Origin of the sequence: Bacillus sp. MYb78 (assembly GCF_002975115.1) — a bacterium.
Lineage (GTDB): Bacteria > Bacillota > Bacilli > Bacillales > Bacillaceae_G > Bacillus_A > Bacillus_A cereus.
Window position 1 is genome coordinate 145,665 of the sequence record NZ_PCOB01000005.1, and the last position, 21,725, is coordinate 167,389.

Here is a 21,725-nt window from a genome sequence, read left to right on the forward strand (position 1 = left end):
TAGACTCCTACCAGTATCTATACTGGTAGGAGTCATTAGCTAAGCAGCGTTTATGGCGAACTCCATCGCCTATGATTATTACATATAGTGTACTAAATATACCGTTTAATTTCCAGTGAGGAGGTGGGTGTAACGTTTCTTTGTAACTACTCAGCTTCCTCACGGAGGCTTTTTTCATTTACTAGTCTGATATGTATTTTTTGTGTGAATACTAGATATATCAGACTAGGAGGTGATCGTTGTGTTGAAAAAACAAGATATTCTAGCTGTCTTTCAAAAGGGACCACAGGCTATTTGCGATTTCGTTCATGATTTAGAAAACCAAATACAGGATTTAAAAGGACGTATAGAAGAATTAGAAAATCGTTCTAAAAAAAACTCCCAAAATAGTCATAAGCCACCTTCTACAGATGGTTTGCGTAAGCCTGTTACAAAAAGTTTACGAAAATCATCGCATCGTCAAACTGGTGGCCAGTTGGGCCACAAAGGACATACCCTTAGTTTGACAGCGACTCCAGATCATACAATTACGTATTCTCCTACATATTGTACTTGTTGTCATACTTCTTTGGACCATGAGCCTGTAAATGGATACCGCATTCGCCAAGTGTATGATTTACCACCTATTCAGATAAAAGTAACAGAACATAAAGTAGAACAGAAAGAATGTCCACATTGCCATGCCATCCAAGAAGCTCAGTTTCCTTCTACAGTATCTCGTCCTGTTCAATACGGTCCAAATGTAAAAAGACTGATTCCCTATTTAACGCATTATCAGTGTCTTTCTTTGAAGCGAACAAAAGAATTCTTTCAAGATTGTTTTGGGCATGCTATCAGCGAAGGAACGTTAGTCAATCATACCCATGCTTTTTCATCTCAATTGCATCCATTTCTTCAAGACGTAAAAGAAAAGATTCTTCAGTCTCCTGTTGTCCATTTTGATGAAACTGGTATGCGAGTAGAAAATAAAACACAATGGTTACATACTGCCAGTACACCGGAGGTGACATTGCAACATATTCATCAAAAACGCGGAAAAGAAGCAATGGATGCTGGAGAAATCTTACCGTCTTTTTCTGGAATTGCGATACATGATGGCTGGAAATCGTATGATGCGTATATAGATTGTCGTCATGTATTATGTAATGCCCATCTCTTACGAGATTTGCAAGGAATTATAGATAGTACGGGACAAAAATGGGCACAACAGATGCAGGAATTTCTAACGCAAGCTTTAACGTTAAAAAAAGAATACAAAGGAAGCCTGTCAAAAGCGAAGCAACAGCATCTGTTTACCGTCTATCAATCCATATTGAAAGAACAACCAGTCCTTTCTGCAAAATTAAAAAAGCAAAGAAAGCAGACGCCTGCTCAAAATTTATGGAATCGCTTCGTCAAATATGCTGACAGGATTCTAGCATTTTTAGAACATCCAGACATTCCATTTGACAACAATCAAGCGGAACGGGATATTCGAATGACGAAAGTAAAACAAAAAGTGTCTGGGACTTTCCGAAGTAAGGAAGGCGCAGAATCTTTTTGTCAAATACGAAGCTTTATGAGTACCATGAAAAAACAAAAACAATCTGTCTTACAAGCAATAGGCCAGGTTATAGAAACCGGAACGGTTCCTTGGAATAGCACGACTTCATAAGAGAATTCCTCTATTTGATATAGATGATTTCTCTTATTGGAGCATTTTCTTTTTCATGTTTTCGAATTGAAAACATGTATTTGGCATGCTTTTTTCCTAACTAAGCTGAGTAGTTACGTTTCTTTTTTTGATGTCTGAAGGCTTTTTAAGTAATTAAAATGGGATCGATTACTTATCAACTAAATATAGTGATATAAGGTTTTAATTATGATAAAATGTTTCTTATGTGTGTCGTTTTATTTTATTTGACTGAAAATAAAGAAAAATAAATTCACGTGAAAAGGAGTCATTTATTTGAAGAAATTTTTTAAAATCGTATTTATATGTGTTTTAGTAGTAGCGGGCATTGTAGGAGGATTTCTAGCGTATATGACACTTACTAAAGAACAGCCTGCTGATGTTACAAGCTTGAAGGTGGAGAATAATAAGGAGCGCGTATTAGCGACTGGAAATGAATTTAAAGTTACAACATTTAATATTGGATATGCTGGGTTAGATAAGGATCAAGATTTCTTTATGGATGGTGGAAAGGGATCTGGTTCAAGTAGTAAAGAGCAAACGGAAACTAATTTAAAGAATATGCTTTCGTTTTTACAAAATGAGAATAGTGATTTTGCGCTATTACAAGAAGTTGATATAAAGTCACTTCGTTCATTTGATGTAAATGAACATGAATTTTTGAAAAAAGGATTACCTGATTATGTTTCATCATTTGGCAAGAACTACGATACGAAATGGGTTCCAGTGCCAATAACAAATCCAATGGGCTATGCGGAGGCTGGATTAAGTACGTTTTCTAAATACACTGTTCAAGAAGCGAAGAGGTTCCAGCTTCCTGGAATGGAGCCTTGGCCAAAGCGTTTGTTTGATTTAGATCGAGCAATTGTGGAATATAAAATTCCTGTTAATAATGGGAAACATGTTAGACTCGTAAATTTACATTTGTCTGCTTATGATGAAGGCGGGAAAATTAGAAAACAGCAAGTAGAGTACTTAAAAGAATATATGAACAAGCATTATGAAAATGGTGATTACGTAATAATAGGCGGAGATTGGAATCAATTAGTTTCGAACGCTCAATTAAGTGATCCGAAGTTCGTGAAAGAGCGCCCTGAGTGGTTAGTAGAGTTACCGAAGGACTTTACGGATGGTGGCTTTAAGTGGGCTGTAGATCCGTCTGTTATGACTGTGAGAGATGATGTAAAGAAATATGTAGAAGGTGAAAATTTCGTCACTATTATTGATGGCTTTATCGTTTCACCGAATGTAGAGATTGTAAATGTACAAGGGAAAGATTTAAAGTTTGAAAATAGCGATCATAACCCAGTGAGTGCAGTATTTAAACTGAAGTAATTGATATGTATAAGTAGAAGGTGGGGCTTCATATGGAGTGGTTAAAGAGGACTTGTTTTTCTAACCTTGAGAAAGAATCACAGAAAAATCATTTATTACTGTTTATAACGATTTGTAGTTTCTTCCTTGGGATAATCGCGATTGGGTATTATGGATATATTTTTACAGAGAGAGCAATAGCGTTTTGGATTTGTGGTATTTCTGTCGTTGTATTTGGAACGCTTTTTACTTTTATAAAAAGTATGGAATCAGCGTATAAATATATCATGACATTTATGTTGCTTACAATGTCTTACATTATGGTACAAGCTTTTAATGAAAGCCCGGCTGTATTTCAAATGGTCTATTTTACATTAGCTGTTTCACTTATTTACTTAAGTGAGCGCCTCATTTTAATTCTTGGCGGGGTAGCTGTTGTGATCACATTTATCCTTTGTAGCTATTGGCCGGAGCAATTTTTTGCTTATACAGCCTCATCTGAAGCTGCTAATTTCGCAAGTTTGTTAGCGATTGTAACAATCGCTATGTGGGGCGTCACGAAAATCGGTTCTAATCTGCTCCTTCGTTTAAGTGATGAGAAGCAAGAAGTAATGAGAAAAGCTCAGGAGTTAGAAGAGACGCAAAGACTTATTGAAGAAACAGTTGTGAAACTAGATAGTAATTTCAATCATTTAAGACAAAATATGAACACGTCGATGGAATCGATGAGTGAAATTAATTTTGCCTTTGAAGAGGTGGCAGTTGGTACGCAATCACAATCAGAGATGATGTATCGTTCGGTAGAAGTATTGAATGATATGGAGGGAAATATTGAACAAATCATCTCTCAAGTAAGAACTGCATCGGCTCGTGTGGATGAAAGCTTAGAAATTTCAAAAGGTAGTGTACATACTCTAAGAAATTTTGAAACTAACATGAGAAGTTTAAATGATGTTGTTTCACAGTCTGGAATTATATTTAGAGATTTAATGATGCAATCGAAACAAATTAATGAAATTGTAGATGTAATAACGAATATTTCAAGTCAGACGAGTTTGCTAGCTTTAAATGCAAATATTGAAGCTGCGAGGGCAGGCGAGCATGGAAAAGGTTTTGCTATTGTAGCGAGTGAAGTGTTAAAGCTTGCTGAAGAATCAAATCGTTCTGCGGGAAGAATTCAAGGGATTTTGAAGGAGTTTAGTAATCAAGCAAGTAAGGTAGAAGTGCAGGTAGAGAAGTCAGAAAGAGTACAAGAAGAATGTAACGAGATGTTAGCAAGCGTTTTAACAAACGTAACTGATTTAGGGAAGTTTATTGATACGATTAATGAAGTAATGCGAGAGGTTGTTGTTCATCAAGAAAGTTTCCACGTTAAAACGACGAATATCGTAAAGGATGTTACGTATGCTTCTAACGTAATTCAGCAAACTTCTACAGCTACAGAAGAAGTGCTAGCGAGTGTGGAAGAAGAAAAACATCGAAATGATACGTCAGTGAAGACGTTACAAACTGTTAGCGAGCAAGTGAAGTTGTTAGAAGATATTTTAGAAAAGTAATATTGCTTGGAAAGAGCACAAATGATGTGCTCTTTTTTCATTGAAATGAATACTTGATAGGAATTTAATTGCTTTTCTGCGCGTTTTCTGCCAAGCTTAAGGAGATAAAGTGAGACTAGTACATACTGATTATTAGCCCTCACTAATCAAGCTATCCGCAAATAGCGGAATAAAATACTTCAAAGAAAGAATTATATAGGTGACGCATATGATCGAAGTTAAGACTTCTGAACTTAGTGATGGAGAATTTAATAGAGGTGTATTTGCAACTCGTGATATTAAAAAGGGTGAGTTGATACACGCAGCACCAGTTATCTCTTATCCAAATGAACAGCATGAACATATTGAGAAAACGTTACTTGCTGACTACGCATTTGAGTATGGGATCAATCATACGGCAATCCTTTTAGGATACGGTATGTTATTTAATCATTCATATAAACCGAATGCAACGTATGATATTGTCTTCGAGAACCATACGTTTAACTTCTTTGCTTATAAGGATATAAAAGCAGGAGAAGAAATTTTAATCAATTATAATGGTGAAGTTGATAACGATGAGCTGTTATGGTTTGATAAAGAAAAAGAAGAGAACGAAAAGTAATATAAAGAGTATAGAAAGAGCACATTCTGTCGGATGTGCTTTTTTTATTGATGTAAATAAAGTAAAAAGTACAAAAAAATACCACTTTCTTTTTGTATGGTATAGTAAGATACTGAGGGATAGTGTTTTGAAAAAGTCACATATTTTACAAATTGTTGTCTTTCTGATGACATGTCAAGTTTAGTAGTCCATTTGGGTTGCTTTATTATGCAATATATATTTTAATATGAGTGGCACCTCTTATAAATTAAGAGGTTTATAGGTGTCTCGAATTGATTTTGGGTACACTGTATCCACCACTTTAGGTTCTTTCATGTACGTGGGGATATTATGGGCCCGTATAACGGGATAAAATGAATATAGAAATAGAGGAATCGTAAAATGAATATGCAAGAGGTTTATAAATATTTAAGTACGGTATTGCCTGAAGGACATGTTAAACAAGATGAAATGTTAAAGAATCATACGCATATTAAAGTTGGTGGAAAAGCAGATGTTTTTGTTGCGCCTACAAATTATGATGAAATTCAAGAAGTTATCAAATATGCGAACGAATATAATATTCCAGTTACGTTTTTAGGAAATGGATCGAATGTCATTATTAAAGATGGTGGAATTCGCGGGATTACAGTAAGTTTAATTCATATTACAGGTGTTACTGTAACAGGAACGACGATTGTAGCACAGTGTGGTGCAGCAATTATTGACGTATCACGTATTGCTTTAGACCATAACTTAACGGGTCTTGAGTTTGCTTGTGGTATTCCAGGTTCAGTTGGCGGAGCGTTATATATGAATGCTGGTGCTTACGGTGGTGAAGTATCTTTTGTGTTAACAGAAGCTGTTGTAATGACAGGTGATGGAGAACTACGTACTTTGACGAAAGAAGCATTTGAATTTGGATATCGTAAGAGTGTATTTGCTAACAACCATTACATTATTCTTGAAGCGAGATTTGAACTTGAAGAAGGTGTACATGAAGAAATTAAAGCCAAAATGGACGATTTAACGTTTAAACGTGAGTCAAAACAGCCTCTAGAATATCCTTCATGTGGTAGCGTATTTAAGCGTCCACCAAATAACTTTGCTGGTAAGTTAATTCAAGACTCAGGACTACAAGGTAAGCGAATTGGTGGAGTGGAAGTTTCTTTAAAACACGCTGGATTTATGGTGAATGTTGATAACGGAACAGCACAAGATTACATCGATTTAATTCACTTCGTACAAAAGACAGTTGAAGAGAAATTTGGCGTGAAGTTAGAGCGAGAAGTAAGGATTATTGGAGAAGATAAGGAATAACGAAATACGTATGAAGATATGAATTATTTAAAAATAATATTTGGATATTGTTGACAATTTGTTTTCAATTCAATATAATGCTAATAATTTAACAAATAACATACGTTGAAAGAGCCCAGTAGCAGTTTGTCACTGTTAACGAGAGAGCTAGGGGTTGCTGGAACCTAGCACAAACAAACTTGCGAATTACACTCTGGAGTATCTTAGGTAATGCTAAGCGGACTAGCAATCGATATTATTGCTAAGAGTGGTATGAGTAGCTATGCTATTTATGCAAACTGGGTGGTAACACGGTGAATAATCGTCCCTATGTCTATCGTAGACATAGGGGCTTTTTTGTTTTTAAAAAATAAAGGGGATGACAAAAGATGAATATTATTGATGAATTAGAATGGCGCGGCGCCGTTAATCAGCAGACTGACGAAGAAGGCTTACGTAAGCTAGTAGAAGAGAAAAAGATTTCACTATACTGCGGAGTTGATCCGACTGGTGATAGTATGCATATCGGACATTTGATTCCGTTTATGATGATGAAGAGATTCCAATTAGCTGGTCATCATCCTGTTATTTTAATTGGCGGGGCAACAGGAACAATTGGTGATCCGAGTGGACGACAATCAGAGCGTCAACTTCAAACGTTAGAAGTGGTTCAACATAATGTAGATGCGTTAACAGCACAAATGAAAAAGCTATTTGATTTTGGTGGAAATAGCGAAGTGAAGATGGTAAATAACTATGATTGGACACATGAAATAAATATTATTGAGTTTTTACGTGATTACGGGAAAAACTTTAGCATCAATAGCATGTTAGCGAAGGATATTGTAGCAAGCCGTTTGGATACAGGTATTTCTTTCACGGAATTCACGTACCAAATTTTGCAAGCAATGGATTTCCATCATTTATACACGAAAGAGGATGTTCAACTTCAAATTGGTGGTAGTGACCAATGGGGAAATATTACGAGTGGTTTAGATTTAATTCGTAAGTTAGAAGGTCATGAGGCGAAAGTATTCGGATTAACGATTCCGTTATTATTAAAATCGGACGGTACGAAGTTTGGTAAATCAGCGGGTGGTGCGGTTTGGCTTGATCCTGAAAAAACGACACCGTTTGAATTTTACCAGTTCTGGGTAAATACAGATGACCGTGACGTAATTAAATACTTGAAATACTTTACGTTCTTAACGAAAGAGCGTATTGATGAATTAGCAGCGAAGGTAGAAACAGAGCCTCATAAACGTGAAGCGCAAAAAGTATTAGCAGAAGAAATGACGAAATTCGTTCATGGAGAAGAGGCGTTATTACAAGCTGAGAAAATTACAGCAGCGTTATTTAGCGGAGATATTAAATCGTTAACAGCTGATGAAATTGAACAAGGCTTTAAAGAGATGCCGACATTCCAGTCTTCAAAAGAGACGAAAAATATTGTAGAGTGGCTAGTTGATTTAGGAATTGAACCATCTAGACGACAAGCGCGTGAGGATATTAATAATGGAGCTATATCTATGAATGGCGAGAAAGTAACAGATGTGGGTATAGATGTTACTGTAGAAAACTCGTTTGATGGAAGATTTATTATTATCCGTAAAGGAAAGAAGAACTATAGCTTAGTGAAATTGGGATAATAGTTTTTGTGGAAGAGTGGAAGGAAAGAAGATGCTTTCACTCTTTTCATATACACAATTTAGACATAAAATAATCAGTAAATTTAGATAATTAAAAGGGTTATATTATTCTTTTGCCGAATAAATAAATTAGAGAAAATTACGGATAAAAAATAGCCCGAACCATGCAGGGCATGATTCGGGCTTATATTCAGATTAGTAAGCTAAGCTGAATAGACCTTTAATGTGTGATAAGTAACGAACGTTACTTGCTTCTTTCATTAATGATGCTGGTAGACCTTTAAGTGGAGTATTGCTTGCTCCGATTGTAGCAACAGCATCTTTACGTCCTAGACTAGCAAGTGTTCCAGAGTTTACAGGTGCGAACTCTTCGAATGCTTTGCCTTCTAGTGCTGCGTATAAGTTGTATCCAATTAACTCACCCATTTGCCAAGCGATTTGTGCAGTTGGTGGGTATGGACGACCGTCTGGAGAGAAGACAACAGCGCTGTCTCCAGCAACGAATACGTCTTTGTGAGAAGTAGATTGTAGGTATGCATCAACTGTTGCACGTCCACGGTTAACTTCAAGACCTGATTCACCGATTAATGGGTTACCTTGAACGCCACCTGTCCAAACGAATGTGTTAGCAACAAGTTTTTGACCGTCTTTTAAGTCGATTTCATTGCCAGCAACGTTTGTTACAGGAAGACCAGTTAAGAATGTAACGCCGCGTGCTTCTAGGCTAGTAGTTGCACGTTCGATTAAGTGGTCTGGTAATACTGGAAGGATTTTTGGACCTGCTTCAACAAGAAGAAGTTTAACTTCTTTTGGATTTACGCCGTGGCTTTTTGCAAGTTTAGGCATAATGTCAGCAAGCTCACCAACTAGCTCAACGCCAGTTAATCCGCCACCACCGATTACGATTGTAGCATCAGCTTCGTTTTTCGTTTTCGCGTATTCACGAATACGGTCTTCAACGTGTTTGTAGATTTTGTTTGCATCAGCAGCAGATTTTAATACCATGCTGTTTTCTTCTAGTCCTGGAATACCGAAGTAAGCAGTTTTACTTCCTAAAGCAACTACAAGTGCATCGTAAGATAAAGTAGTGCCGCCAGCTAGTTTGATTTCTTTGCTATCAACTGAGAATGACTCAACTGTTGCAATTTTAAGATCGATATCTTTACCTTTGAAAAGCTTTGTAAGTGGCATTGCAATTGCTTGCTCAGACACGTTACCAGCTGCAAGGCGGTGTAATTCAGTGATGATTTGGTGTGTTGGGTATTGGTTAATCACTGTAACTTGTGCTTCTGATTTGCTGTAATATTTACGTACGTTTAAAGCGGCAAGAAGACCGCCATAACCAGCGCCTAAGATGACAATTTGTTTTGACATAGTATGATATCCCCCGTCTTTACTAATTGTTGTTATAAGTTAAATTATTTATTGTTACGTTCTGCACTAATTTGAAGATATGCGTTCACAAAGCGGAACATTTTTTGTGCTTGTGGATCTTTTAGTAATTTTAACAGACCGAATAGGCCGATAACTTCGTTGCTTTCGTCAGCACGATCTTTCGCTTCGATTGCAGTTGCAGCCATGCTTTTCACTGTATCTTTTACAGGTTCTACAAGCTCTGTAATTGCACCAACAGTGTCGCTTTTTAATACTTCATCAGTAGCAACAGTTTGAGCGAAGTCATAAGACTTAGTTAAAATGTTAACAAGCTCAGTTAATTTTGGAAGCTGTTCTACTAGTGTTGTTAATGATTCTTGTACCTCAGGTTTTAACAACTGATCAAGTACATCAAGTTGTCCTTGGCTAGCAGAAATTTGTACAGTTTCTTGTTCTGGCTTTGTTTGAGTCATAGTTTCTGGCATCTCCAATTCTCCTTTACGATAGCAATACTCTTATTTTTTATAAGTAAGATAGTAAACGTTTACGAAACTTTATGCAAAGTTTCACAAAACACAATAAAATGCCTTTAAATTTATGACAGCAAGTAAGCTGCAAACATAAATCTAAAACCATAACGTCTTACTTATTATTTATGAACTGTCCGATATATGGCTTGTCCGCATAATGGAAAAGCTCCGTTACCGGAAAGTGTATATAATATATATCCTATATTATATACTATATACACCTATGTTAACATAAAAATGATTCCTAATTATTTGATATTGAGTGTATAACGTAGTGCTGACAAGGTATGAAAGCGTATAAAATATTTTGTTTCAGTTAGAAATGTACATATATATATAGAAAAAAAGGAAAAAACGAACAAATTCATGTTCGTTTTTTCCTTTTTCCTATTATTCACCTTCCGCAATTAGCATCGATGTGTTACCTTCTTTTTCAAGATGGCATTCACCCCAAGAACAAAGAGAATCAAGAATGGATTCTAAAGACCAACCGTAGTCGGTAAGAGAATATTCTACTTTCGGTGGGACTTGGTTGTATACTTTTCTTTGAATAACACCGTCGTCTTCTAATTCACGTAATTGCTGCGTTAACATTTTTTGTGTAATACCAGGCATTGAGCGTTTTAATTCACTCGTTCTCTTTGTACCTTTCGTTAAGTGACAAAGAATAACAACTTTCCATTTGCCGCCGATAACTTCTAAAGTCGCCTCTACAGGAATATTGTATTTCTTCATATGAAACCCTCCCTTTTTGAGTAAAGTAAGTTTAATAATACAAATGTTACTTTTTAGTACCTATAGCACTTTAAAGTACGTACTTTTTATTATGTTAAATATGTTTCATAATAGCACATGTAAGAGGCAAATGAGTAGTACGGTACCGAAAAGTGACTATGTTACTTTTTAGTGCCTATCGTACTTTAAAGTGCGTTCTTCAAAAAAGGAATGAAACCATTCATAATAGCATTTGTAAGTATGAAATATATTTTTTAGAAGATAAAAGGGCCTTTTTATCACACTATTATGATTGGATTTCTTGTAATAAGGAGGAATTCAATTGAGTTCATATACAGTACCATCTTCGGAAGCTCAGACGAGTCGAAGAAGTATGTTTGCTTTATTAGCACTAGCAATTAGTGCATTTGGGATTGGTACGACCGAGTTTATTAGTGTCGGTTTACTACCATCTATTTCAAAAGATTTAAATGTGTCGGTTACAACAGCTGGTTTAACGGTTTCCTTATATGCGTTAGGAGCGGCAGTAGGAGCTCCTGTTTTAACAGCGTTAACGGCTAGTATGTCGCGAAAGACATTATTAATGTGGATTATGGTTATTTTCATTATTGGTAATGGCATTGCGGCTGTTGCAACAAGCTTCACTGTATTAATTATCGCAAGGATTGTAGCTGCATTTGCACACGGTGTGTTTATGTCGATAGGATCTACAATTGCGGCTGCAATCGTACCAGAAAATAAACGTGCTAGCGCAATTGCGATTATGTTTACTGGATTAACAGTTGCGACTATTACTGGTGTGCCAATTGGAACATTTATCGGTCAAGAGTTTGGCTGGAGAGCGTCATTTATGGCGATTGTTGTAATTGGAATTATTGCTTTCATCGCAAACAGTATATTGGTCCCATCTAATTTAAAAAATGGTGTACCTGTATCGTTTCGTGATCAATTTAAACTAATTAAAAATGGAAGACTGTTACTTGTTTTCATTATTACTGCACTTGGATACGGTGGTACATTCGTAACATTTACTTATTTATCACCCCTATTACAAGAAGTAACAGGATTTGAAGCAAGTACCGTTACCATCATTTTATTAGTGTATGGAATTGCCATTGCGATAGGGAATATGGTCGGCGGAAAATTATCGAATCATAATCCGATCCGAGCGCTATTTTACATGTTCCTTATTCAAGCGATTATATTATTTGTTTTAACATTTACAGCGCCATTTAAAGTAGCTGGATTAATCACAATTATTTTCATGGGACTATTCGCATTTATGAATGTTCCGGGGCTACAAGTATATGTAGTTATATTGGCAGAGCGCTTTGTTCCAAGTGCGGTTGATGTTGCTTCAGCAATTAATATTGCCGCATTTAACGGAGGAATCGCTTTAGGTTCTTATATAGGTGGCCTTGTAACGAATTCGTTAGGATTAATCCATACTGCTTGGGTAGGCGGTCTTATGGTAGTAGGTGCTGTGATTTTAACAGCATGGAGCATGACATTAGAAAAAAGAGATCAAGTAAAATAAAAGGAGAGAAAATAAAATGAAAAACTTACAAAGTAAAACAGTATTAAATAATGGTGTAGAAATGCCTTGGTTCGGTTTAGGTGTATTTAAAGTAGAAGAAGGACCAGAACTTGTAGAAGCTGTAAAATCAGCGATTAAAGCAGGATACCGTAGCATCGATACAGCTGCAATTTACGGAAATGAAAAAGCTGTAGGTGAAGGAATCCGTGCAGGTATTGAAGCGACTGGTATTTCAAGAGAAGAATTATTCATCACTTCAAAAGTATGGAACGCAGATCAAGGATATGAAACAACAATCGCTGCATACGAAGAGAGTCTAAAAAAATTAGGACTAGATTATTTAGATTTATATCTTGTTCACTGGCCTTCAGAAGGAAAATATAAAGATACATGGAGAGCGCTAGAAACACTTTATAAAGAAAAGCGCGTACGTGCAATTGGTGTAAGTAACTTCCAAATCCATCACTTACAAGATGTAATGAAAGATGCAGAAATTAAACCAATGATTAACCAAGTAGAATACCACCCTCGTTTAACACAAAAAGAACTACAAGCTTTCTGTAAAGAACAAGGTATTCAAATGGAAGCATGGTCACCACTAATGCAAGGTCAATTATTAGATAACGAAACATTACAAGAGATTGCTGAGAAACACGGTAAAACAACAGCTCAAGTTATTTTACGTTGGGATCTTCAAAACGGAGTAATTACAATTCCAAAATCAACGAAAGAACACCGTATTATTGCAAATGCTGATGTATTTAACTTTGAATTAACAAAAGAAGACATGGAAAAAATCGATGCGTTAAACCAAAATCACCGCGTTGGTCCAGATCCTGATAACTTCGATTTCTAAGATTAAAGTAAGAAAGAAAAAAGAGTGCTTTTATGCGCTCTTTTTTTTGCATAAAAATATTTTCTAATTAAATACTACTTAGTATTAAGTTTGTTATTAAGGGGCTGTAAACATGAATATAAAGCAATCGTTCAAACTTTTAGCTATGTTTTTAAGTGTCTTATTTGTATTATTCCCACTTCAAAAAGCATTCGCAGAAGTTATGGATCATACAAAGTATGAAATGAATTGGAGTTATAGTAAGTCAAAGAAGAAACCAATTCGAACAGAACTTATTAAAACGGCAGATGGAAAAATTGCATTTTGCTTAAATGTAGATTTAAAATCTCCGAGTGGTCAAGATTTACCAGAAATGGGTAAAGTGGATATTAATGTGTACCGTGTACTGTTGAATGGATATCCACAAAAGAGCCCACAAGAATTAGGAGTATCTGATTGGAGAGAGGCGCATTACGCAACGCAGCTTGCAGTATGGAATGCGTTAAAACAAATTGATGTTAATGATTTAGATTTCCGAAATAAAAATGTAGAGAAAGTAACAAAAGATATCGTTGCAAAAGCAAACGCTAGCGAAGAGCTACAAGAAATTACGATGAGTGTAACTCCTACAGAAGAACAAGAAGCAGTATTAAAAAATGATTTCTTTGAAACAGGTTTATATACGGTAGAAACAAATGCAAAAAGCGGAACGTATAAAGTGCAAGCAACAGGTGCACCAGCGGGCGTGAAATTTGCAAATGAAAAAGGCGAAACAAAAACAGAATTTAATGTAGGAGAGAAGTTCCGCATTTTAATTCCGAAACAAACGCCAGCTGGTGGATTTAGCTTTAAAGTATCAGGAAATTTAACGAAACTACAAGGAATTGCGCATAAAGGTACACCGACTATTCAAAATGCAGTAGTATTACTTGAGCGTAGTGAAGAAAAAACAAGTCCAGAGTTAGCGGTAAGTTGGAAGAAACCAGAAGGGCCACAGACGCCAAATAAACCGTATACTCCAAATGAGCCACATAAACCGAATCAAAAAAGATAATGAAAAAGCATTGGCGTGTGCCAATGCTTTTTCTATATGGATTCTTTAAAGATATACCAAGATAATAATTAATCAAGTGAAACACTATTTCAACGTTTTAAAAAGTATTTTAAAATAATAAGATATAACAAAATCTAAACGTTACAATCAACGGATTTTATTCACAAAATTGTAACATTATTCTAATTGGAGAGGCTATCAAACAAAGTGTAAAGCGTGTACAATTCAGTTGGAAAAACTACCTATAGATGGTCATATATGAAGAAAATATAAGATTCTATTACTATTTTTATTTTTAGATGTATAGATGACAATACTAAAGTGTATCTTTTACTATTCTCTTTTTATGTACGAAGAGAACTCATCACAAATAGAGAGAAGTGAGGAGGGCATATTACATAAAAATTTTACAATGTAAGAAAGCGAATACATAGGGAGGAATGCGGTAGTAATTGATACAGGTGCGCGAGGTGTTAGTCTATTCATTAAATGTTTTTATAAAAATAATAGGATTTCTTATTAAATGGATATATAGGATAGTTTCTCTAAATAAAGGAACAGGGGACACAGATTATGTCGAAGAAAAAGACGAGTAGGGTATTAGTAGCTGGTATATGTATATCTACATTATTATCACCAGTAGCTTTCGAAGCATCGAAAGGATATGCCGCACCTTTGGAAGAGAATAAGGGCGGGCAGTTGGAAGAGAGTAAAGAGAATAAATTTGAGCAGAAAGTATTTCAGTTGCCGGGTAAAGGTAGTGTAGATGCAGAACATGAGCGCTTAAGAGGAACTTGGAAATTTTCTACCAATGAGCCGACTGGAATTTATGCGGAGCCAAATGAAGAGATTACAATTGATATAAAAGGAACACAGTCTATCCAAGGTTTCATAGGAACGAGATCTTATGATGAAAAGGATCCAGAAGAATTTAATCTAAAACCAGGGAAAAACGTTATCTCATCTCCAAGAGGCGGTATTTTATATTTTTATAATATGAATAATGGAGGGGAAGTAACAGCTTCAGTTACGAATGGTGGTAGCCATATTCCTTTGTTTATTTTAGGGAAGCATACGAAAAAAGATTGGGATGAAATGTTAAAAAAATATAAGGCCCCTTATGCAGTTGAATTAAAAGGTGAGAGAAGCTTAATTACTACTACTTACGATTCTGTGCAGAAATATATGAAGAATACGGATCCAACAGATTTAATGAAATTGCATGATAAGATTATTCGTTTGGAAAATGCAGCGGCAGGATTATATGAGGACGGTGCTGGAGTTGCAAAATCTCCAACTCATTATGTTCAGTTTGTTGAAAAACGGAAGCCTGCTAAAGGGGACTTTATGTTTGCGAAACATTATCATACAGGGTATATTCCAACTGCAATGAATAGAGTTTTAGATATAGAGGTACTTGAGAAGGATGGATGGGGACCGTGGCATGAAGTTGGTCATTTACATCAGCAAGAACCGTGGAAATGGTCTAAGGTGAGAGAAGTAACGGTTAATATTTATTCTTTAATTGTGCAAAAGGCATTAGGGAATGAATTAGAAATGGATGAGCACTATAAAAAGTCATTTGAGTATTTAGAGAAACCTATAGAAGAAAGAATAATTGATAAATTTGATCCTCTTACAATGTTTTGGCAATTAAATGTAGTTTACGGAGAGCATTTTTACCCGAGATTGCATCAAGCTTATCGTATGTTACCTAAGGAGGAAGTACCTACTTCTGATGAAGAGAAAAAGCAAATGTTTGTTTATATGACATCAAAAGTGGCAGGACAAAATTTAGTTCCATTCTTTAAAGAATGGGGATTAACTCCAAGTGATAAGACTAGAGAAAAAATAGAAAAATTAAATTTACCTAAATTAGAAAAAGAAATATGGAAAGCTACAGATAGTAATGATATTCGTGAAAAGCAAGTTGAAGCTTACACAATTCCATACGGTGAACCATCAAGTGAGGTGCAAAACCTTTTATTTGGTACGGATTTTGATGAAGAACAAGCAAATAAACTTGTTCAAAATTTAGGTGAAAATGTAAAAGTAACAGGTAAGATTATATGGTCTAAATTAGAGGATGGAAAACAGGAAGTATTAGTAGAAATTGAGGATAATAAAGGGAATAAGAATGTAATAACTGTTCCAGTCAATACTCGTTATGGGGATGCTATGGTAGTTAAAGGTTTTGATGATGAAGTGAATTCTGTTATAACGCTCCTTCATAATGAGAAGAAAATTGATGTTGATTTCAGTGTTAATGCACTTCATGATCGATTTGAAAACGAAAAGTATGTAGAGGTTACAGTATACGATAAAGAAGGTAATGAAAAGAGAAATATTTCTGTAGAGGGGCAAGAAAGTTCAGAAAAAATTGCTGAGCAATTGAAAGAGATTGAATTTCAATATGGAGATATTGTGAAAGTATTTCATGCGGAACCAGATCGCTTTAGTTGGTATCAAAGCGGAAAATTGGTAAATTCTACAGAGAATAGAAATAAAAAAGAGAAGTTTTTCAAAATCACTCCACAAGGATTTGAATTAAAAAATAGTTTACATGAAGTAATAGCATCACCACAAAAAGTAGTAGTCGGAACAGAAGTAGAAAAGCTAGAAGCGAAAAACTTTGTTGAAGTGAAAGACGGAGAGGTAATTGGCTTTGTAGAAAAGCCAACTACAACGAAAATCGGAAAACAAACAGCCAAAGTAGAAACGAAAGATCGTTTTGGAAATAAGCAAGTAACAGAAGTACCATTAGAAGTGGTTTATGGAGATAGCATTGCATATACAGGATATAACAATGATATTGCTTCAGTGGTAACGTTAAAGCATGATGAGAAGAAATTCCATGTGACTGATATGAATAGCCAGATTCATAAGTATTTTAATAAAGAGCTATACATGGGAATCACGTTATATGATGGAGAAGGAAAAGAGAAAAAACGTGTAACAGCAGAAGGACAAGAAACTTCAAAAAACTTTGCAGAACAAGTGAATGGTACGCAGTTTGAGTATGGAGATGTAGTGAAAGTATTCCATGCAGAACCAGATCGTTTGAAATGGTATCAAAATAATACTCTTACTGGTCAAGGTGAGAAAAAAGGAACAAAAGAACTATTCTTTAAAGTGACAGAAAAAGGTTTCGAGAAAATGGATATGTTGCAAGAAGTAACAGCAGTACCACAAAAAGTAGTTATTGGAACTGACGTTGAAAAATTAGAAGCAAAAGATTTTGTTCAAGTGAAAGATGGAGAAGTAATTGGATTTGTAGAAAAACCAATTACGACAAAAATTGGTGAACAAAAAGTAAAAGTGGAAACGAAAGATCGCTTTGGTAATAAAAAGGTGACAGAAGTTCCATTAGAAGTGATTTACGGTGATAGTATTATGTTCTTCGGTACAAGTTATGGAGGAACAAATATTAAATCGGTTGTCACGTTAAATCATGAAGAAAAGAAATTCAGTACAACAGATTCAGAAGGTCCAATGCATACTTCATTTGCAGATGAGAAGTATATGGCGATGACTGTATACGATAAAGATGGAAAAGAGAAGAAAACTCTATCAGTAAAAGCATCTGAAAATACAAAAGGATTTGCGGAACAATTCAACGAAATGACGTTTGAATATGGAGATATAGTAAAAGTATATCAAAAAGAGTTTGATAGATTTAAAGTATATAAAAATAATGAACTAGTGGATACACAGTATGGTGTTCATGAAGTGATCTTTAAAGTGACAGAGCAAGGTTTCGAGAGAATGGAAGCTCAACAAGAAGTAACCGTAGTACCGCAAAAAGTAGTAATTGGGACAGAAGTTGAAAAATTAAATGCAAAAGATTTTGTTCAAGTAAAAGGTGGAGAAGTAATTGGATTTGTAGAAAAACCAATTACGACAAAAATCGGTGAACAAAAAGTAAAAGTGGAAACGAAAGATCGCTTTGGAAATAAGCAAGTGACGGAAGTTCTCCTGGAAGTAACATATGGAGATAGCTTACTTGTATATGGGTTAAGCTATGGTGGTGACGATATGAAATCAATTGTAACGTTACATCATGATGCGAAAAAAATGAGTGCGACGGATACGAGTAATTTGATTCATGATTATTTTGGAGATGAGAAGTATTTTGCATTCACTCTGTACAACAGAGAGGGAAAAGAGAAGAAAAATATAGAGGTAAAAGGGCTGGAGAGTACAGAAGCTTTTGCTAAGGAAATAAACGGACTAGCGTTTGAATATGGAGATGTGGTGAAAGTGTATCATGCTGAATCTTCACGCTTACACTGGTACAAAAAAGATGTATATGCGGGAGAAGGAAAGAATAAAGAGATAAAGGAACTAGTCTTCAAAATTACTGAAAACGGCTTTGAAAGAATGGAAGCTAAGCAAGAAGTAACAACTGTACCGCAAAAAGTAGTAATCGGAACAAACACTGATAAATTAGATGCCAAAAACTTTGTTCAAGTAAAAGACGGAGAAGTAATTGGTTTTGTAGAAAAACCGAATACAACAAAAATTGGTGAACAAAAAGTAAAAGTAGAAACGAAAGATCGCTTTGGAAATAAGAAAGTGACGGAAGTTTCATTAGAAGTAACATATGGAGATAGTATAGTATATCAAGGTGTAGCTAATGTAACACGTTCAATCGTTACGTTAAATAATGAAGAAAAGAAATTACATGCGACATTTACCGATGATGAAATACATTATCGTTTTGTAAATGAACAGTATATAGGACTTACGATTTATGATAAAAATGGAAAAGAGAAGAAGCATGTAACGGCAGAAGGACAAGAGACTTCAAAGAATTTTGCTGGGCAAGTAAATGGAACGGCATTTGAGTATGGAGATGTACTGAAAGTATACCATGCGGAACCGAGTCGTTTGAATTGGTACAAAAAGAATGAGTTAGTTAAAAAAGAGGATGCGATGAAGGGGCAAGAAATATTCTTTAAGATTACTCAAAATGGATTAGAGCAAGTGCAATAATAAGAAAAAGCTCGTAAAACATAATGGTTTTACGAGCTTTTTTATTATTCAGCTTCAGAAACTACTGTGAAGCGTTCGTTTACATGTTTTGGGTTTTCGATTTCATCAAGTGCTGCAACTGCGAAGTCTTCGTAACTTACGTAGCTATCACCTTTTGCGTTCACAAGAAGATTGTCTTTGCCAGCTTTGTAAGAACCAGTACGTTTTCCTAATGCAAATAGTGCAGAAGGGCTGATGAATGTCCAAGTAATATCGTTTGTTTGTTGTAAGATTTCTAAGTTTTTACCTTGGTTTTGAGCTGTTGCAAGGTATTCGCCTGGGAAACCTGGTGTCTCAAATACACGTGTTGTTTTCTCTTCGTCTACAAATAAGCTTCCAGCGCCACCAACTACAAGTAATTTTGTATTAGGTGTACCTTTCATAGCTTCAATTAGTACGTTTCCTGCATCTACGTGAAGGTGTTCTTGTCCTGCTGGAGCGCCAAATGCATTTACAACTACGTCGAATGCTTGTAGGTCGTTAGATGTAAGAGAAAATACGTCTTTTTCTAAAACTTTTACGTTTTCTTCTGTAATTTTTGCAGCGTTTCTTACGATTGCAGTTACTTCATGTCCACGATCTAATGCTTCTTTTAAAATACGACTTCCTGCTTTACCAGTTGCTCCGATAATTCCGATTTTCATAATAAATCCCTCCAAAGTGTTTTGTTAAATTGTATATCTGAAAGTGAATGAATGTATTGTAATTAAGTTTGTTACAACCTGTTGTAATCATTATAGTTACAGGTTGGTGTTTTTGTCAATGGGGTAGTTTGTAGATTTATTTTTTGTTTTAGTATGCACAGTTAGAGGGAGGAGAGTCATAAAGATATTGTTACTTCGCGCTTGGCTAATATTTGGAAATTGCAAATTGTCGAAAAATGTTGATTTTTGAATGTTTTTTAAATATAATTCGTTTTATGGAGAAAAGGAGGGGTTAATTGTATGAATATTTTGGAACAATTCGTTTCATCAACGAATACGATTCTTTGGTCATATATTCTTATTGCAATGTTAATTGGTTTAGGGCTTTATTTTTCTATTAAATTAAAATTCGTACAACTTACTCATTTAGGGGAAATGATTCGTTTAATGAGTGATGGACTAACTGGCAAGACACGTAAAAAGGGCAGCGTATCATCGTTCCAAGCATTTTGTATGAGTTCTGCAGCTCGTATTGGTATCGGGAACTTAGCTGGTGTAGCGTTAGCTATTTCTATGGGAGGACCTGGGGCTGTATTTTGGATGTGGGTTATTGCGATTATCGGTGCGTCTTCAAGTTTCGTAGAAAGTACGCTTGCGCAAATTTATAAAATAAAAGATGGCAGTGGCTTCCGTGGTGGTCCTGCTTATTATATGGAAAAAGGTTTAAATAAACGTTGGATGGGGATTTGGTTCTCTATTCTGATTACAATTAGTTACGGTTTAATTTTCAACTCAGTACAAGCAAATACAGTAACATTAGCGTTTGAAAATGCATTTGGCTTAGAGCGTTATATTGTTGGTATTGTATTAGCTGCATTAGTTGGGGTTATTATTTTTGGTGGTGTAAAAAGTATTGCACGTATGTCGGAAATGATTGTTCCACCAATGGCGCTTATTTATATTGCAGTAGCGGTTTTTGTTGTCATTAAAAACTTCTATTTAATACCAGATGTGTTTACGGAAATCTTTAAAGGTGCATTCGGTTTAGATTCAGCTGTAGGTGGCGGTATCGGTGCTGCGATGAAATATGGTATTCAGCGCGGATTATTTGCGAACGAAGCAGGTATGGGTAGTGCGCCGAACGCGGCAGCAACAGCTGATGTAACGCATCCAGCAAAACAAGGTTTTATTCAAACGATTGGAGTATTAGTAGATACATTCTTAGTGTGTACATCAACAGCATTTATCGTACTATGTTCTGGTGCGTATAAAGCAACGAATTTAGAAGGTATTGAATTAACACAAAATGCATTAAGTTCACAAATTGGCCCATGGGCGAGCAGTTTCTTAGCGATTATTATTTTCTTATTTGCATTTAGTTCACTTCTAGGAAACTACTATTATGGTGAAACAAATATTGAATTCATTAAGCAAAGCAAAACGTGGTTAACAATTTACCGTATTGCGGTAGTTGGAATGGTATTATTCGGTTCTGTTGCGACGCTTCAAGTTGTATGGAATATGGCAGACTTATTTATGGGTCTAATGGTAATCACGAACTTAATTGCGATTACACTTCTTGGCCGATTTGCGTATGCAGCATTAGCAGACTATGTAAGGCAAAAGAAACAAGGGAAAGATCCAGTCTTCAGTGCAGATTCTATTCCTGGTTTAACGAATACAGAGTGTTGGGATAAGTCAGCGGTAACAGATAAAGAAAAAGCAGTGTAAATGAAAAGGCGAGCATCGAGGTGAATTCGATGCTCGCCTTTTTTGTTGTAGTAAATGATGAAAAGGGTGAGAGGTAGTTATTAATATAACTTTTTTTATTTGTTCCTCTCGTTATTTTTGGGGAACGTGCTGTTTTAAAAGTATGACTGGTTGAAGAGGATAAGTGATTGAGTATTGG

General features: G+C 35.6%; 15 protein-coding genes, 1 riboswitch and 1 other annotated feature. Of the genes, 11 read left to right on the forward strand and 4 right to left on the reverse strand.

What is annotated here, in order from left to right; all coding sequences use genetic code 11:
• Positions 1-19: 19 nt before the first annotated feature.
• A riboswitch (Fluoride riboswitch) is annotated at positions 20-79 on the reverse strand.
• A 153-nt stretch (positions 80-232) separates the two neighbouring features.
• The 6 genes from tnpC (at position 233) to tyrS (ending at position 8,073) form a co-directional block, all read left to right on the forward strand.
• On the forward strand, positions 233-1,654 hold the full coding sequence (tnpC, locus tag CQ064_RS13105; RefSeq protein ID WP_003272278.1) for an IS66 family transposase: 1,422 nt from the start codon (positions 233-235) through the stop codon (positions 1,652-1,654).
• 294 nt (positions 1,655-1,948) lie between these two features.
• The gene (locus tag CQ064_RS13110; protein WP_000713105.1) at positions 1,949-3,007 is read left to right on the forward strand and encodes an endonuclease/exonuclease/phosphatase family protein; all 1,059 of its coding nucleotides are present in this window, start codon (positions 1,949-1,951) and stop codon (positions 3,005-3,007) included.
• 32 nt (positions 3,008-3,039) lie between these two features.
• Positions 3,040-4,542, forward strand: coding sequence for a DUF4077 domain-containing protein (locus CQ064_RS13115; RefSeq protein WP_000455088.1), 1,503 nt, complete (start codon positions 3,040-3,042; stop codon positions 4,540-4,542).
• A gap of 208 nt (positions 4,543-4,750) precedes the next feature.
• Entirely contained in the window at positions 4,751-5,146 is a 396-nt protein-coding gene (locus tag CQ064_RS13120; protein WP_000573647.1) for an SET domain-containing protein, read from the forward strand.
• Between the two features lie 381 nt (positions 5,147-5,527).
• Positions 5,528-6,445 carry a UDP-N-acetylmuramate dehydrogenase gene (gene murB, locus CQ064_RS13130; RefSeq protein WP_001057105.1) on the forward strand — a complete coding sequence of 306 codons (918 nt, stop codon included), beginning with the start codon at positions 5,528-5,530 and terminating at the stop codon, positions 6,443-6,445.
• 96 nt (positions 6,446-6,541) lie between these two features.
• Positions 6,542-6,757 (forward strand) — a binding site (T-box leader).
• A gap of 56 nt (positions 6,758-6,813) precedes the next feature.
• Positions 6,814-8,073 carry a tyrosine--tRNA ligase gene (gene tyrS / locus CQ064_RS13135; protein ID WP_001021094.1) on the forward strand — a complete coding sequence of 420 codons (1,260 nt, stop codon included), beginning with the start codon at positions 6,814-6,816 and terminating at the stop codon, positions 8,071-8,073.
• A gap of 195 nt (positions 8,074-8,268) precedes the next feature.
• Here tyrS and CQ064_RS13140 read toward each other — a convergent pair whose 3' ends face one another.
• The 3 genes from CQ064_RS13140 to CQ064_RS13150 form a co-directional block, all read right to left on the reverse strand.
• Positions 8,269-9,447 carry an NAD(P)/FAD-dependent oxidoreductase gene (locus CQ064_RS13140; protein ID WP_000043199.1) on the reverse strand — a complete coding sequence of 393 codons (1,179 nt, stop codon included), beginning with the start codon at positions 9,445-9,447 and terminating at the stop codon, positions 8,269-8,271.
• Positions 9,448-9,491: 44 nt separating this feature from the next.
• Positions 9,492-9,932 (reverse strand): DUF1641 domain-containing protein, encoded by a 441-nt coding sequence (locus CQ064_RS13145; RefSeq protein ID WP_001115309.1) that lies wholly within the window; start codon positions 9,930-9,932, stop codon positions 9,492-9,494.
• 435 nt (positions 9,933-10,367) lie between these two features.
• The gene (locus CQ064_RS13150) at positions 10,368-10,712 is read right to left on the reverse strand and encodes a winged helix-turn-helix transcriptional regulator (RefSeq protein ID WP_000760481.1); all 345 of its coding nucleotides are present in this window, start codon (positions 10,710-10,712) and stop codon (positions 10,368-10,370) included.
• 373 nt (positions 10,713-11,085) lie between these two features.
• Between CQ064_RS13150 and CQ064_RS13155 the strand changes: the two genes are divergently transcribed.
• The 4 genes from CQ064_RS13155 to CQ064_RS13175 all read left to right on the forward strand — a co-directional run bounded on the left by CQ064_RS13155 (position 11,086) and on the right by CQ064_RS13175 (position 19,133).
• Positions 11,086-12,249, forward strand: coding sequence for an MFS transporter (locus CQ064_RS13155; protein WP_003272282.1), 1,164 nt, complete (start codon positions 11,086-11,088; stop codon positions 12,247-12,249).
• Positions 12,250-12,265: 16 nt separating this feature from the next.
• The gene (locus tag CQ064_RS13160) at positions 12,266-13,105 is read left to right on the forward strand and encodes an aldo/keto reductase (protein WP_000793561.1); all 840 of its coding nucleotides are present in this window, start codon (positions 12,266-12,268) and stop codon (positions 13,103-13,105) included.
• Between the two features lie 112 nt (positions 13,106-13,217).
• Entirely contained in the window at positions 13,218-14,138 is a 921-nt protein-coding gene (locus tag CQ064_RS13165; protein ID WP_001022535.1) for a thioester domain-containing protein, read from the forward strand.
• A 573-nt stretch (positions 14,139-14,711) separates the two neighbouring features.
• Positions 14,712-19,133, forward strand: coding sequence for a putative mucin/carbohydrate-binding domain-containing protein (locus CQ064_RS13175; RefSeq protein WP_000038391.1), 4,422 nt, complete (start codon positions 14,712-14,714; stop codon positions 19,131-19,133).
• 44 nt (positions 19,134-19,177) lie between these two features.
• Here CQ064_RS13175 and CQ064_RS13180 read toward each other — a convergent pair whose 3' ends face one another.
• Positions 19,178-19,816: an NAD(P)-dependent oxidoreductase gene (locus CQ064_RS13180; protein WP_000689909.1), complete on the reverse strand. Its 639-nt coding sequence runs from the start codon at positions 19,814-19,816 to the stop codon at positions 19,178-19,180.
• Between the two features lie 300 nt (positions 19,817-20,116).
• Between CQ064_RS13180 and CQ064_RS13185 the strand changes: the two genes are divergently transcribed.
• A complete protein-coding gene (locus CQ064_RS13185) occupies positions 20,117-21,547 on the forward strand; it encodes an alanine/glycine:cation symporter family protein (RefSeq protein ID WP_001022953.1) in 1,431 nt (476 codons plus the stop codon).
• Positions 21,548-21,725: the final 178 nt, after the last annotated feature.